This window comes from Pseudactinotalea sp. Z1748, from assembly GCF_049725185.1.
In the GTDB taxonomy this organism is placed as follows: domain Bacteria; phylum Actinomycetota; class Actinomycetes; order Actinomycetales; family Beutenbergiaceae; genus CALKWS01.
This window is the reverse complement of record NZ_JBMPQB010000005.1, coordinates 1-15,692: the sequence shown is the minus strand read 5'-3', so window position 1 is coordinate 15,692 and position 15,692 is coordinate 1. Positions and strand designations below refer to the sequence as shown.

General features: G+C 64.7%; 10 protein-coding genes and 1 pseudogene. 10 read left to right on the top strand and 1 reads right to left on the bottom strand.

The genetic code is table 11. From position 1 onward, the window contains the following. Window positions 1-341: 341 nt before the first annotated feature. Window positions 342-503: pseudogene (locus tag ACO0LU_RS11775) on the top strand (IS1634 family transposase); the annotation flags it as partial. A gap of 281 nt (window positions 504-784) precedes the next feature. Here ACO0LU_RS11775 and ACO0LU_RS11770 read toward each other — a convergent pair. Beyond that, window positions 785-3,130: a hypothetical protein gene (locus tag ACO0LU_RS11770; RefSeq protein ID WP_424791550.1), complete on the bottom strand. Its 2,346-nt coding sequence runs from the start codon at window positions 3,128-3,130 to the stop codon at window positions 785-787. A 264-nt stretch (window positions 3,131-3,394) separates the two neighbouring features. Here ACO0LU_RS11770 and ACO0LU_RS11765 point away from each other — a divergent pair, with 264 nt between their 5' ends. The 9 genes from ACO0LU_RS11765 (at window position 3,395) to ACO0LU_RS11725 (ending at window position 15,682) form a co-directional block, all read left to right on the top strand. Continuing rightward, a complete protein-coding gene (locus ACO0LU_RS11765) occupies window positions 3,395-4,453 on the top strand; it encodes an NAD-dependent epimerase/dehydratase family protein (protein WP_424791549.1) in 1,059 nt (352 codons plus the stop codon). Next, the gene (locus ACO0LU_RS11760; RefSeq protein ID WP_424791548.1) at window positions 4,453-5,490 is read left to right on the top strand and encodes a dihydrodipicolinate synthase family protein; all 1,038 of its coding nucleotides are present in this window, start codon (window positions 4,453-4,455) and stop codon (window positions 5,488-5,490) included. The genes ACO0LU_RS11765 and ACO0LU_RS11760 overlap by 1 nt, the downstream gene beginning before the upstream one ends. Window positions 5,491-5,684: 194 nt before the next feature. Continuing rightward, window positions 5,685-7,016, top strand: a complete 1,332-nt coding sequence (locus ACO0LU_RS11755) for a hypothetical protein (protein WP_424791547.1) — start codon at window positions 5,685-5,687, stop codon at window positions 7,014-7,016. A gap of 70 nt (window positions 7,017-7,086) precedes the next feature. After that, window positions 7,087-8,841: a hypothetical protein gene (locus tag ACO0LU_RS11750; RefSeq protein ID WP_424791546.1), complete on the top strand. Its 1,755-nt coding sequence runs from the start codon at window positions 7,087-7,089 to the stop codon at window positions 8,839-8,841. Then, entirely contained in the window at window positions 8,838-10,139 is a 1,302-nt protein-coding gene (locus ACO0LU_RS11745; RefSeq protein ID WP_424791545.1) for a neutral/alkaline non-lysosomal ceramidase N-terminal domain-containing protein, read from the top strand. Before ACO0LU_RS11750 ends, ACO0LU_RS11745 begins: the two co-directional genes overlap by 4 nt. Window positions 10,140-10,242: 103 nt before the next feature. After that, window positions 10,243-12,060: a peptide ABC transporter substrate-binding protein gene (locus tag ACO0LU_RS11740; RefSeq protein ID WP_424791544.1), complete on the top strand. Its 1,818-nt coding sequence runs from the start codon at window positions 10,243-10,245 to the stop codon at window positions 12,058-12,060. Between the two features lie 82 nt (window positions 12,061-12,142). Beyond that, window positions 12,143-13,201, top strand: coding sequence for an ABC transporter permease (locus ACO0LU_RS11735; protein ID WP_424791543.1), 1,059 nt, complete (start codon window positions 12,143-12,145; stop codon window positions 13,199-13,201). After that, window positions 13,173-14,015, top strand: a complete 843-nt coding sequence (locus ACO0LU_RS11730) for an ABC transporter permease (RefSeq protein WP_424791845.1) — start codon at window positions 13,173-13,175, stop codon at window positions 14,013-14,015. Before ACO0LU_RS11735 ends, ACO0LU_RS11730 begins: the two co-directional genes overlap by 29 nt. Beyond that, window positions 14,012-15,682 (top strand): dipeptide ABC transporter ATP-binding protein, encoded by a 1,671-nt coding sequence (locus tag ACO0LU_RS11725; protein ID WP_424791542.1) that lies wholly within the window; start codon window positions 14,012-14,014, stop codon window positions 15,680-15,682. Before ACO0LU_RS11730 ends, ACO0LU_RS11725 begins: the two co-directional genes overlap by 4 nt. The last annotated feature ends 10 nt before the right edge of the window (window positions 15,683-15,692 follow it).

The following is a 15,692-nucleotide window of genomic DNA, read 5'->3' as shown; positions in this document are numbered from 1 at the left end:
TAGTCGTGAGCACCAGCCGCTAAACAAAGAAAATCACGCCAGCGGGACGCGGGGCCGCGCTACTGCCGCATGACTCTTACCGACCTCATCGCTCGGCTAGTCAAACGACGAAGACTGGTGGCATCCGATGCCAACGGACATGGTCGCCGTGCCGACGAGAAATGTCGTTCTGAGTGAGCATCAGCACAACTTCGTTGAGTCACTGCTGAACGCCAGTGACGTGCTGCGCGAAGGTCTTGGGCTCTTGGGGCGCGAGCATACCGAGGAGGAAGCCAAGATCGCAGTCCTGCACCAAGCGGCCAAGCAAGCAGGTCGGATCTTCCGTCGGGGCGTTTCGGGGGTTTATCGTCGGGTCGCGGATGGTCAAGGCGCGCGGTTGGACCTCCTTCCACTTTCGCTGGCACGGGGACGCCTTCACCGACGGGCAGGTCATCGACACCCTCACCCCACGCAGCGGCCGCAGCAGCGAAAACGACACCAACGTGCGCACTGAGCCGACCTGGACCGGGAGGAGCACCCGGAATCGCTGAGCGCAGAGTACGGAGTTGGTGGATCATCTTCTGGATGCTCAGTGCGGTGCTCGCGACCTTTTCGCACTCGAATCACGCACTAACGAAATGAGCCAACTCGAGTTAGACGCCCTTGCCGACGTCTAACTCGAGTGACGTAACTGGTATTTGGGCTCAGTGGACTTTCACTTCGGTGCCACGGGACCTGGTACGAAGGACGGTGGGGAGGAAACCACGGCTGATGCCGACCCTCGCCACCGTCCGTCGTATTTCACCTAATTCTGTGTCCCTTGCACCGACCGGACGGTGACGGTGGCACTGTCGTGGGCGGCATCCGCGACTGATGCCTCGACTGTTGACTCCAGGGTCACGTCGCCGTCCGTATTCGGCTGAGTCGCAAATCGGATCTGCAATGTCAGAGTTTCATTTGCTTGCAAGACTGGGATTGTCCATGTCAGCGCCTGCTCATCAAAACTCGTGCCGGATGGCGCACGTACATCAAGTAGTTCGACCCCCGCGGGCTCTTCGAGGTCGTGGATCACCGTGACGTCTTCGACGTCCAGATCGCTGGTGACTTCCACCGTGAAGGTTACCGGGGGACCACCCATCCCGGACGGGGACCGCCCTTGTACGGTCACACCCAATTCAGCAGACTCTTCGCCGAGGAGGTCCATTCGGAACAACTCGGCGCCGCGGGTGTAATACAGAGAGCCATAGCGGTCAGTTGCCAAGTGCGAGATACCACCGGAGGCGAGTTGGTTCACGCTCCAATCCTCAGTATTCACCTCGTGCAAGGCGCCCCCGGTCACCACGTAAAGCCGGTCTTCGACAAAGGTAAGGCCGCGCCCAACCCAGTATGCGCTGCCCTGATTGCCATTGAACAACTCCTCGACCCTCGTAATTTCGCGACTTTCGGGGTCAAAAGTGAACAAGTGGTCAGCGGTTAAGCCCCACAACGTGCCGTCCGCGTCGAAAGCGAGTTTCGACACCACATGCTGACCCGGTACGGGCACCTCACGGTGCACCACTTCACCAGCAGCAACGTCCCACATGAAGAGTTCACCAGAATCAGTCACAGGGTCTATTCCGAGGCCGCCGAAGATTGAGGTGCCACCGTAAAGATAACCATCCTGGTGCGCAAGTGTCACTGGGCTTTGCGCACCGGCCAATCCTTCGTGCACTTCAAGGTCGTCAGTCTCGGTGTCCCAAATCGTCAAGGCGCCTTCCAGTTGACCGGACACGGCCACAGTGCCGACCGCCACCGTGGTCTCGTCGATGCTCGCTATCGCGACCGGGCGATCCTGCCGGTTGCCGATCGGCACCGGACTCGAGGGGTTACCCGGCGAGTTCCACGGCTCCGAGGGGTCGACGCGATACATCCGTGCGTTCGGGTATAGACCCAAGATCAATTCATCACCATGAATGCCCATGCCTTCGATCTGACTCATCCCGGGCAGCAACTCGGTTTCGCCGGTGTCGACATCGACGCGGGCCATACCAGGCGGTGACAGGTACCCGCCGGCATAAACGTCACCAAGCGGACCGGATCCAAGTGCACGCAACTCGATCGGCACGCCGGCGGCGTCAGCCCGCACGTGCGTGTTCTCACCCGTCTCGGGATTGTAGAGGTACATGTCACCGCGGAAGTGCGAGGATACGAGGCTATGGCCAGGGAATCCATCCACGCCCAATTCGAGCCATTCGGTACCGCGGTTGTCGAACGCCACATCCTCAATCACCTGATAGTCGCGTGCGATGGTGTCATAAGCGATTATCCCTCCTTGACCGGCGAAATAGACCACACCGTCCTCGTCAGGTGGAGACACTTGGAATGCGGCAGAGCCGGTGATCTCATGGACCACTTCAAAACCATCGTATGGGTCGACCACCAGCGTCACTCCGGCCGGGTTCACCCGCGCGAACACCAATCCATTCTCGTAACTGACGTTGTAAATCTCGTCCTGCCCGCCAAGTTGGTCCAATTCCACATCGAGACTGATCCCTGTCTCGCGGTCGAACTGCACCAAGTGCGCCTGTGGCGAGGTGCCCGCATAGATGTGTGCCTCGCTCGCGGCCACATCACGGACATAACCCACGCCTTCCACCGCCTGACCGTGGTCCGCGAACTGATCAGCCTCCGGGTCGTATTCAAACACCCGCCCGCCCGGGTAGGTGCCTCCAAACACGTGACCATTGTCATCAACATCGACGCCGAAAAGATGAGTTTCGCCAGGAATGGCAGTTCCCAGAGACACCACCTCGTCCGTCCCAGGGCGATACCGATAGAGTTCCCCGGACGTCCGTTGGGTACCGATGTAGACATCACCGTTGGGCGCGACCTTCGAACCCCAAGATGCGGTGACCCCATCTAAAGGCTGACTGAAACGCCGCTGACCAGTGCGCACGTCCACCACCGAGGCCATCGCTGGTTCACCGTTAGCTACATAGACGGCTTCCGGCCTGTCATCCGGAGCGGTTGTAAAACTCACCATCGGCGACGTCACACCCTCGATAGGCGTGCCGAGGCTTACCTCCGTATACTCGTCAATCGGCGCAGCGCCAACCGACGCCGCCCCGCCGGCTACCAGAGCAACCGCCAGCGACAGGACAGACAGCCCCATCCACGTTGTGGATCGAGCATTTGTGCTATGCGACACTGTGCCTTCAATACGGCCGTATCTCATGGCTCTCCTCCCAAGGACGTCCGTGTCCTTGTTTGCAATCGGTTGCATGGCAGGTTAGGAGATCCCCCTTCCAAAGTCAAGGTTTTAGCGGGACATGGAGTCTCGTCGAAATGTTGACCATCGTGCGGTCACCCCATTAGGCTGAGAAAGCCTTTTCTGCTGAGTGTTTCGCGCCGCAGTTATCTCAACGAAGGAGCAATGGTGACCACTCCACCACATGCCGGTCCGGCCACGGAGATCCACCCCGCCACTGAGGCCGAGTTGGAGGACTATCTGTCCACCCCGCTGCCCGGGGTGGGCGAGGCGCTGCAGGCCACCGGCGGTGACGTGGTGTTGTTGGGTGCCGGTGGCAAGATCGGGCCGACGATGGCGATGATGGCCCGGCGTGCCCTGGATGAGGTGGGCTCGGATGCCCGGGTGGTCGCGGTTTCCCGGTTTTCCGATCCCGAGGTGCGCCAGCGGCTGAGCGAGGCCGGCATCGTGGTGCAGTCCGCGGACCTGTCCGAACCGGAGAACTACGCGGCCCTGCCCGATGCCGCGGCGATGATCTATCTGGCGGCGATGAAGTTCGGCACCACCGGCGCCGAGCACCAGACGTGGTGGTCCAACGCGGCGATGCCCGCCTTGGTAGCCGACCGCTACCGGGGGGTGCCCTCGGTGGTCTACTCCACCGGCAACGTCTACCCGCTGCGTCCGTTATCTGCCGGTGGGTCCACCGAGGACGACGCCCCCGAACCGGTGGGTGAGTACGCCCAGTCCTGCCTGGCTCGTGAGCGCATCTTCTCCCACGCCGCGCACACCTGGAACACCCCGGTGACCATCTTCCGGCTCAACTATGCCTGCGAGTTGCGCTACGGCGTCATCGCCGACCTCGCCACCCAGATCGCCGATGGTGAGCCCATCGACGTCACCATGCCCGCGGTCAACGTGGTCTGGCAGCAAGATGCCACCGCCTGGGCGCTACGGTCGGTGGAACTGGCCGGCACTCCCCCGCACATCCTCAACGCCACCGGCCCCGAGACCGTCTCGGTGCGCCGCCTGGCTACCTGGCTGGCCGCCGCAATGGGCACCGAGGTGCAGTTCACCGGAACCGAGTCCACCGATGCCCTGCTCTCCGACGCCAGTCACTGCCACGATCTGTACGGCTACCCCACGGTCCCGATGCGCCGCGTGGTGGAGATGGTGGCCCGGTGGGTGACCGAGGGCGGGCGGCAACTGGGCAAGGCCACCAAGTTCCAGCAGCGAGAGGGCAAATTCTGATGAGCACCGACCTGGCCGCACGACTGGGCTCCGGGGTGGTCATCCCAGCCCACCCGTTGGCCCTGGACGAATCCGGCAGCCTCGACCTGACCGCCCAGCGCGCCCTGACCAGGTATTACCTCGATGCCGGCGCCCACGGCCTGGCCGTGGCGGTACACACCACCCAGTTCGAACTGCACCACGACCCCGCCATGCTCACACAGGTGTGGCACCTGGCCGCCGAGACCGCCGCGAACCACCCCTCCGAACCGATCATGGTCGCCGGCCTCACCGGAGACACCCCGGCAGCAGTCGCCGAAGCACAAATCGCCAAGGACCTGGGCTACCACGCGGCCCTGCTCAGCCCGTGGGGCATGAGCAACACCAGTGAACAGACCCTGCTGGAACGAGCCGCCGCCGTCGCTGAGGTGATGCCGGTGATCGGCTTCTACCTCCAACCCGCAGTGGGCGGGGCCCTGCTGAGCCGGGATTACTGGCGCGCCCTGTTCGACATCGAAGCGGTCGTGGGAGTCAAGACCGCCCCGTTCAACCGGTACTGCACCGGCGATGTTGCCCAAACCCTCCTGGAGCATGACCGCTGGGACCAGATAGCGCTTCTGACCGGCAACGACGACGCGATCGTGCATGACCTGATCACCCCCTACCAGCGCACCATCAATGGACAACAACGCCAAATCCGCGCCACCGGCGGCCTACTCGGCCAATGGGCCGTGGGAACCCGCGCCGCAGCCCACCAGGTCACCAAAGCCAACCAAGCCGTCACCGCCGGCCAAGTGCCCCTGGAACTGCTCGCTGAAGCATCAGACATGGTCGAGATCAACCACGCCGTCTTCGACGTCGACCACAACTTCGCCGGATGCGTCCCCGGCGTCAACGAAGTACTACACCAACAAGGCCTGATCCCCACCACCACCACCCTGGGCACCGACACACTCTCCCCCGGGCAAACCGAGAAGATCACCCACGTCCGACAACGCTACCCGGACCTGCTCGACGAGAACTTCATCGCCACCAACCGGGACGCCTGGCTAGCCTAAACACCACGACCAGCATGCACACCTGCTCCGAACCGACCCGTAATCCTCGCCAGTGGCGCAACCACCAGGAGCGTCGATTCGGCCCGACGTCAGCGCAATTCGGGTCGACCAGTTCACGCTTTATCACTTCGCTGCAATTCTCATTGCCTCGCTCGGAAGCGCTACCCTCGAGCGGACGGGAGTAGGAGGGGCAAATGAAGGACCGAGAAACTGGACCGGCGTTCGAAGATGTCACGATAGGGGTGATCGGCGCGGAGAATTTCATCAACCGCATCTCCGCTGTCGCGCGCACCGAGGCCCGCGCCCCCTATCGACTCATGGCGGCCTCCGACAACACGGGTGCCGGTGTGCGAGGGGAAGCGCTACGAATCGCCGAGAACGTCGATGTGCTGCTGTTCTCCGGGCCATTGCCCTACGACCTCGCCACCTCGGGCGGGTCATTGCCGGTCCCGGCGACCTTCATCCCCACCGGTGGCGTCGCGCTGCCGACCGCCTTGCTGCGTGGCGCCCTGAGCGGAACGGTCGACACCGCCCGCGTCAGCATCGACTCGGTGACCACTCGGGAGGTCCGCGAGACCTATTCCGAACTCGGTGTGGAGATGACGAACGTACATGTCATCGAGTACCACGAGTCGGTCTCACCCGAGCAGTTCCTGGATTTCCATGTAGCAGGCTACGAGGCGGGCGACACCAGCGGCGCGATCACCACCGTCCCCTGGGTCACCGAAACGTTGACCGAGGCCGGAATCCCGAACCTCATCATGGCGCCCGCACCGTTGACGATGCGCAACGCCCTGCGCACCGCCAGGCTGCTCGGCAGCGGCGCCCGGATGGAAGACTCCCGGATCGCGATCGTGATCGTGCGACTGCCCGCCTCCGCCCTGCCGAACCGGACGAGTTCGAGCAATTTCTGGTTCCAGGAACTCAAACTCTCGCTGCACCGCACGCTGCTCCATGACGCCCGTCGGATGGACGCAGCCGTGCTCCAACGTGACGAGCAGAGTTTCCTCATCATCACCACCATGGGCTCACTCCGCGCCGGCACCGACGATCTGCAGCGCGCACCCTTCCTCGCAAACATTTCGAACGCGCTGGGTATCGAGGCCGAGGTAGGGATCGGGTTGGGACGCACCACGGTCGAGGCGGAGGAACATGCCCAGGCCGCGGTCAACCGCTCCGCCGAACAACCCGGGGATCGCGCCTTCCTCATCGGGCCGAACGGAGGGCCGATCTCCCTAGCTGCCTCCGGGGCCGGTCCGGCGCCGGAGCAGGCGCCGGCCACCACCCAGCACGACAGGACGCTGCGCAGCATCGTGCAAGCCCTGGATGCTCAGGGCGACGCCAATCGCGTCGTGGACGCCGAGCGGATCGCCAAACTCCAGGGGGTCACGCTCCGCACCGCACGCCGCACCCTGCACACTCTGGTCGACGCCGGCCTCGCCTGGCCGATGCCCCCAGCGCGGCAACAGAAGGTGGGCCGACCCCCGGTGCGGTATCAACTTCTGGATGAGCGGCTCGAGTCCTGATTATTGAGCGTCTCCGAAACTCTTGATTCGGACTTGCCTAAATAGCCTCTGATCGTGCAGGCTATGCCCTGTGACCTCAGAAGATCGCAATGACGCACCAGCCTTGACCCTGTTGAGCCACAGCCAGTCGAACGGTGAGGACGTACCCTGGGCCGCCTATGCCCGCGAGGTTCTGTCCCACGCCGGCATGAGTTACGGACTCGCCGATTCTCCCGATGCCTTACGCCCAGGAGGCGTGGTGCTCGTCACCGAACCGGTTCACGGTGAGCCCGCCCGGGCACTGGCGACCTGGGTGCGGGACGGAGGAGCAATGGTCATCACCGGCGAGCCCGGCGATCTGGCCAACGTCGCCGGGGTGGCCCGCGCAGTACCCGCAGCGCCGGGACTGGTCACCTGTGGCCAAGGCTGGGCCCAGCGCCCCCCGCGCCCGGTGCGAGCATTGCGCGGGCACGCCCTGCACCCGGACGAGCACGCCGAGGTGCTGGCGACGTTCGAAGATGGCAGCGCGGCGATCACGCGGTCCACCGCCGGTGCGGGAATGGTCCTCACCTTCGGGGTGGACCTGTGGTACTCCATCTGCCGGATCCAGCAGGGCTACCCGGTGAGGGGAGACGGGGCCCCCTCCTCCGATGGCACCGCGCCCATCGACGACGACATCCTCAAGGCCGAGGACGGTCTGGCCCTGGACCTCGAAGAGGATCGTGCCATGCCCCCCGGTGAGCCGGGCCTACCCTCGGACTACACCCATACCTATCCCCCGCCGTCGGCCGTCCCGATCTTCGACCAGCCGCATGCGGACTGGTGGCGATCCCTGCTGCTCCAAGCGCTGTGGCAAGGCACGGCGCACACCGGGGCGGGCCTGGCGTGGCTCGACTACTGGCCGGCCGGCATCGACGCGATCGCACACATGTCACACGACGCCGATGGCAATGACCCGGCCGACGGGCGCGCCGCACTCGAGGCGTTCGCCGCCGCCGGCGTCAAAGTGACGTGGCACCAGGTCTACCCGGGCGGCTATGGCCAGGAGGTGCTCACCGACATCACCGACGCCGGACATGAGCAGTCCCTGCACTACAACGCGATGGCGGACTCCGACCTGGCCCACTGGGGGTGGCCGCAACTACGCGCCCAGTACGCCTGGGCACAGGCGATCAGCGGACGCGAAGACATCGTGTCCAACAAGAACCATTACACCCGCTGGGAGGGCTGGACGGAGTTCTACACGTGGTGCGAGCGGGTGGGGATTCAGATCGATTCCTCCCGCGGGCCCAGCAAGCAGGGCACCATCGGCTTCCCGTTCGGCACCGCCCATGTGTCCTTCCCGCTGCGGCCGGCAGGCCACGATGAGGCGTTCCATGACGTGCTGAACCTTCCCTTGCACACCCAGGATCTCGCGTGGGCGGGCCACATCTCGGTCCGAGATGTCATTCTCGATGGTGCGCAGGACCAGCACGGCGTGGCCCACTTCCTGTTCCACGGGCCGCACCTGCGCAAACGCCCATTGACCACGCAAGCCTGTGTCGAGGTCGCCGAGGCGGCACGCGAGCGCGGGATGCCATGGTGGACGGCCGAGGAGATCAACACCTGGGAGCGCACCCGCCGTGACGTGCGCGTGCACGTCGAGCGCGTCCACCAGGGTTGGCAGGTGCGCGCCCACACGCCCAGCGCCGTTCCCGGTGCCGCGCTCATTCTGGCCCTACCCGAAGGCGTACAACCCGACACCGAGGATGTGCGGGTGCGGACTGTGCAGCGGCACGGCCACCAGTTCGTGGAGTTGGGCGTCGACCTACCCGTGGGCCACAGTTCCTGGCTGCTGCGCTCATGACTCTGCTGGGGACCCACCGGGCCGATATCACGCCACCCGGACCCACGTCCTTGGCCGGGTACGCGAGCCGAGCGGCGCTCGGGCCGGCCGAGACGGTACTGAGCCCGTTGCAGTTGCGAACCTTCGTCCTGGGCGCGCGCAACGAGTCACCCGTGGTGATCGTCGGGGCCGACCTGCTGTGGTGGAGCGACGAACTGGTCCGGACGCTGCGCACGCAGGTCCGCGCCCACTTCGACATCCCCGAGCAGAACCTGGTGCTACACGCAACACACACCCACTCCGGGCCGCAGACGTGCCGGTACATGACGCCCTCCCTCGGGACGGTGGATCCGAACTACGTCGATCACCTCCGCCGGACAACCCTGGCCAGTATCGAAGCAGCTCTGGGCGAACGCACACCTGTACGCATCGAGATCGGGCGTGCCATGGCAGACGTGAGCGTGAACAGACGCTGGGCACGCACGGCCGGGCAGTTGCCGAGCACACCGATCGATCGGGAACTGACTGCGGTGCGGTTCGTCGACGAGGCCGGGCAGAGCGTAGCAGCGTTCGTGCACTTCGCCTGCCATCCCGTGGTGCATCACGGGCACGCATTCAGTTCGGACTTTCCCGGTGCACTCACCACCGAACTGGAGTCCGACATCGCACCGGTGGTGATGTATCTGCAGGGCTGCTGCGGCGACGTCAACCCCGACCGGTACGGTCCCGCTGGGTCGTTCCACGACGGGGGGCAACCCGAGATCGACCGGATGGGCCAGGACCTGGCCGGCACGGCTCGGCTCGCCTTCGGAGCAGCACAGGATGCCGGACGCCCACGGGTCAATTTGAGCCGAGCGCAGGTGGACCTGCCCCTCCAGGACCGCATCGCGGTGAGTGGTTTGCGGCGCCTGGCCGCAAACGATGACTACATCGGTGAGTGGGCCCGGTTGATGTTGGACCACCCCGACCGGTACACGCGTACACCCTTCCTCGACATGGTCCGGGTAGACCTCAGCGAGCGCCTGCGATTGCTGGCGATGCCGGCTGAGCCATTCAGCCTCTTCGGGCTCCATGCCAAGAGGGTCAGCGGACACACCTGCCTCCCGATGGGCTACACCGACGGGATGACGACCTACCTGATGGGCGCGGGTGAGCACGCAGAAGGCGGCTATGAGCCCGAGGAGGCCCCGTTCTACATGGGCATGCCGGCAGCCCTGGCCCCGTCGGTGGAGAGCGTTGTGCTCGAGGCGATCACCGACATGGTGGCCGGACCGGCACTGCAGCGCCCTGCTGCTCCGCAATCCGTCACCAACTCGTGACCAACAAGATCTTGACCCCTCGGACTAGCCGACATAGTGTCGGTTCCCTAAAGCAGTTTCGGACAGTCCCAATTATCTTGGGATCGTATCAAGGAGGATAACGATGCAACCCCCACCCACCACCACAAAGCGCTCGGTGCGCCGGACTGTCGGCACCGTTGCGGCCACCAGTGCCGCCGCGCTGGTACTGGCCGGATGCAACCTGTTCGGCAACGGCGGCTCGGGTATCGATGAGGGCGGCGGTGACAACGGAGAGTCGGCTGAGCAGGGCGGTCATATCACGGTCCACGCCACCAACTTCGCCCACATCGACCCCCAGTCGATCACGTTCGGCATGTGGCTGGTTCAGAAGGGTCTGCTGGAGGGCCTGGTGCTGCAGACCCCTGATGGCACCGATGTGCGCCCGGCTGTGGCCGAGGATTGGGAGGTCAGCGAGGACGGACTGACCCACACCTTCCACCTGCGGGACGCCAACTGGTCCAACGGCGACCCGATCACCGCCGAGGACTTCGTGCGCACCTATGAGCGACTCCTCGATCCCGACCGTGGACCGGGCGGGGTCACCACCGAAGCATCCTCCTACCAGGCCACCCTCGGCATCCTCAACGCCACCGGATACAGTTCCGGCGCCGTGGAGGACTTCGAGGAGGTCGGCATCGAGGCTCTGGACGAGTCCACGCTGGAATTTACCCTGGAAGCACCTAACCCCGGCTTCGTGATGGGTCTGACCCACCCCTCCATGTTGCCGCTGCATCCGGAAGCCATCGACGGCGACGAGAACTGGCAGCAGCCGGAGAACTGGCGCGGCAACGGCCCCTACAACCTGGTGGACTGGGTCTCGAACTCCTCGATGCGCCTGGAGCGTAACCCCGAGTACTGGGACAACGAGAACGTCGCCCTGGACAGCATCGACGTCCAACTCATCGAACAGGGCTCGATCACCACCACAGTCCCTTACGAGAGCGGCGAGGTAGACATCCAGGGACTCGGGGAGCCCGCCGACATCGCGCGTTTCATGAACGACCCGGAACTGAGCGAGCACGTCAACCTGCTGGAGAATTCCGGAACCACCTACCTTGCCCGGCTGCACAGCAGGAACACGCTGCTGGAAGACCCCCAGATTCGCTCCGCGCTGAGTCTGGGCATAGGCCGGGATGAGATCGCGGGGATCTCCGAGACCACCGAACCCGCATCGACGCTGGTCAGCCCGATCGTGCCGGACTGGAGCGAGGACATCGCCGCCCACGATCCGATGTGGGGGGATGAGGCAGTCGAGGAAGCCCAGCGACTGCTGGCCGACGCCGGCTACCCCGACGGGGAGGGATTCCCCACCCTGCACCTTCTCGCCGGATCCGACTTCGCCCAACTGGACGCGATCATCGACACCTGGCAGACCAACCTAGGGATCGACGTCGTCAAGGACGTGGTTGAGGTCGGCGTCTACGTCGAGCGACGGGCCGAACTGCACGATGAGGACTACCTCGGCTTCTGGTACGGCTCGTTCTCCGGGGTGAGCACCTGGCCCTACCAGGTCCAGCAACTGTGGGACCCGAACTTCACGCGGCAGTTCGCCCTGACCGATGAGGGCTACGAGCAGTTCTACGAGATCAACGAGGACCCCGACCTGTCCGCAACGGAACGCAACGAGCAGACCGAGAACACCCTGGCAACGATGTCGGACCCGAGCGCACAGGCTTACGCCGAACGCGTCGAGGATGCCGGGGCGACGGTCGATGAGGCCGAGCAGCAGGAGATTCTGAAGGAGGCTGCCGGGCTGCGAGAGGAAGCGGAGATCTTCATCCCGGTGGTCTGGAACTCCTCGGTGGTCATCGCCCAACCCCACGTCCAGGGCCTGGAACTCCGCGCTCAGGCTGATAGTTACTACTTCAAGGACCTGTCGGTTGATGAGGATGCGGAGTGATACTCCTGTCCGCGACATCCTGGTCAGCCGGGCGGCCCCGCCCGGCTGACCAGCGGCCGACGATGAGGAAGCAGGGGTGCCCATGGGAATGATCGGATTCATCGGTCGCCGGCTGGTCCGCATGTTCCTGTCGCTGATCGCGGTGTCGATGCTGGCCTTCACGCTGTTGCAGATGGCCCCGGGCAACTTCGCGGACATCCAACGAGCCAGTTCCGGGGCGACCGGTATGGCCGGGGAGCAGATGCAGGCCGTGGCCGGTGAGTTCGCCACCCGCTACGGCGAGGACGTCCCGGCCTGGCAGCAGTACCTCATCTTCATGCGCGGGGCGCTGACGTGGAACCTGGGTCCCTCCTACCGGTACCCGGCGCAGAACGTGGAGGAACTGATCGCCCAGGGGTTCCCGGTGTCCGGTGCCCTCGCCGTGCTGGCCACGGCGTTGGCCCTGGCCATCTCCATCCCGATCGGGGTGCTCGCGGCACTGCGTCAGCGGTCCTTGTGGGACACCGGTTCGATGTTCGTGCTGACCATGGGCAACGCGCTCCCGAGTTACCTGGTCGGGGTGTTCCTGATCCTGATCTTCTCCGGCTGGTTGCGGGTGTTGCCGGCGGCCGGATGGTCGAGGCCGGAACACCTGGTGTTACCGGTCCTTGCCCTGGCCGTGGGCCCACTGGCCGTCCTGGCCCGCTATGTTCGCTCCTCAGTGCTGGACACCCTGCGGGAGGAGTATGTCACCGCAGCCCTGGCCAAGGGGGGCAAGTACCGGGTCGTGATCATCAAGCACGTCCTACGGAACTCCTTGATTCCCCTGGTGACGGTGAGCGGTCCGATGCTGGCCGCGTTGATGACCGGCACCGTCTTCATCGAGACCATGTTCCGCATCCCCGGGCTGGGTCTGGCCTTCACCCAGGCCGCGACCAGCCGGGATATGCCCTTGCTGATGGGCACCACCCTGTTCTTTGCCATCATCCTGATGGTCACCAACCTGATCGTCGACCTCGTGTACGGCCTTCTCGACCCGCGCGTACGCGCAGAAAGTGGGCGTAAGCTCCGTGGCAGTCGAAACCGCAGAAAAACAGCCATCTCCGACCCCGAAGCAGACGAAGGTCAAGGGAATAGGACCGTGGTCAAGAGCCTGGGCTAGGTACCGTCGCAACCGGCTGGCCTTCATCAGCCTGTGGGTTGTGGTGGTCATCGCACTGGTGGCAATCTTCGCTCCGGTGCTGGCTCCCTACCACCACTCCACGACGAATTACGGCCAGACCCTCGCCGGGATCGGTACCCCCGGGCATCCGCTGGGCACCGACGTGCTCGGGCGGGACATCCTGTCCCGGATGATCTTCGGATTCCGCACCGCATTGATGGTCGCCGTGGTGGCCGAGATCATCTCGGTCGTGGCAGCCCTGCTCATCGGTGTCACCGCCGGGTATCGCGGGGGCAAGATCGAGTCGCTCCTGATGGCCATCACCGACGTGATGTACGCCTTCCCGGGGTACCTGTTCGCAGTGCTGCTGGTGACGGTCTTCGGCCGCAGTTTCTGGGCGGTGATGGCCGCGATCGCGGTCGCCGGGTGGGTCACCCAGGCCCGGTTGATGCGTGCCCAGGTGATGACGATCAAGAAGCGTGAGTTCGTTGAGGCAGCCAAGGGCATGGGGGCGAAAGGCCCCACGATCGCCACCCGGTACATCTTGCCGAACGCCTTGGGTCCGCTGCTGGTCACGACAAGTTTCGCCGTACCGGCCGCGATCACCACCGAGGCGGGTCTATCGCTGCTCGGTCTGGGGATCGCCAACATGCCCTCGTGGGGGGCGATGATCAACGAGGGGGTCCGCTACGCCACGTCGATGCCGCACATGGTCCTCTCCCCCGCATTGGCGTTCGCCGTCACGTTGCTGGCCTTCACCTGGATCGGTGACGGTGTCCGCGATGCCTTCGACGTCACACAGGAGGAAGGGTGAACACACGCCCTCAGAATGCCCAGGAACCGGTCAGCCCGCTGCTGGAGGTCAAAGGCTTGCGGACTGGGTTCCGCCGGCCCGACGGCAGCACGTTCGTGGCCGCCGACGGCGTGGACTTCACCCTGGAAGAAGGGCGCGCCCTGGCGATCGTGGGGGAGTCCGGAAGCGGAAAGAGTGTCTCCGTGCGCTCGCTCCTGCGGCTGCTGCCCAAGACGGCAAAGATCCTCGACGGCGAGGTCCGCTACCGCGGTACCGATCTGCTCACCATGTCTCCCGGCGCCCTTCGCAAGGTGCGCGGGCGGGAGATCGGGATGGTCTTTCAGAACGCCATGGAGGCGCTGAACCCAACCATCGGGGTGGGCAAGCAACTCGCCGAGGCGCTCACATGGCACAAACTCTGCTCTAGACGGCAGGCCCGGTCCCGGGCGATCGAGGCCCTGCGGGATGTGGGCATCCCCGAACCGGAACATCGGGCCTCGATGTATCCCTTCCAGTTCTCCGGCGGCATGCGTCAACGCGCGATGATCGCCATGGCCATCATCTCCTCCCCCAAACTTCTCATCGCCGACGAGCCCACCACCGCTCTGGACGTGACCGTGCAGGCCCAGGTGTTGGACCTGCTGGCACAGATCAAGGAGGGTGGCACGGGGATGATCATGGTGACCCACGACCTCGGCGTGGCCCGGCGGTTCTGTGACGACGTCCTGGTGATGAACCAGGGGGAGGTCGTCGAGAAGGGCACCATCGCACAGGTCCTGGATGATCCGCAGGACTCCTACACCAAGATGCTGCTCTCGGCGACGCTGGAGGTGGGCACCGCCCGGAACACCTCCCGCACCACCGGCTCCATCACGCCGGCGGACTCCACCGAGGCGACCGGGGACGCCACCGCACAATCCGAACCGATCATCGTCGCCGAGCATATGCACAAGACGTTCCATACCGCCGGTGGGGATGTCCCGGCCGTGCAGGACGTCAGTTTCCAGATCAGGCCCGGGCGCACTCTGGGGTTGGTCGGGGAGAGCGGCAGCGGGAAGTCCACCGTAGCCCGCCTCGTGATGGGCCTGCACGGTCTGGATGAGGGCAAGGTCTCCCTCGACGGGGTGAATGTGCACTCCAAGGAGTCACACACGTTGCGCAACCGGATGCAGATGGTGTTCCAGAATCCCTACGGCTCCCTCATCCCGCAGTACACCGCCGGCACCAACATCACCGAGGCCCTGCGACTGCAGAAGATCGGCACCAAGGACGAACGTGATGACCGCGCGGCCGAGTTGCTGCGACTGGTCGGACTCTCCCCTGACGACGCGCAGCGCTACCCCCAGCAGTTCAGCGGTGGACAGCAGCAACGGATCGCAATCGCCCGGGCGTTGGCCCCGAACCCGGACGTGTTGATCTGCGATGAACCGACGTCGTCCCTGGATGTGTCCATCCAGGCCCAGATTCTGGAGTTGCTGAACGAGATCCAGGAGCGCCTGGGCGTGGCATATCTGCTCATCTCCCACAACCTGGCCGTCGTGGAGAAGATGTCCGACGCCGTCGCGGTCATGCGAAAGGGAGAGATCGTCGAGTACGGCGATCGAGAGTCCATCTTCACCAATCCCGAACACCCCTACACCCAGCAGTTGCTCGATGCCATCCTGCCCGTCAGAGCGATGGCCGCCTGACGTCCCCCCC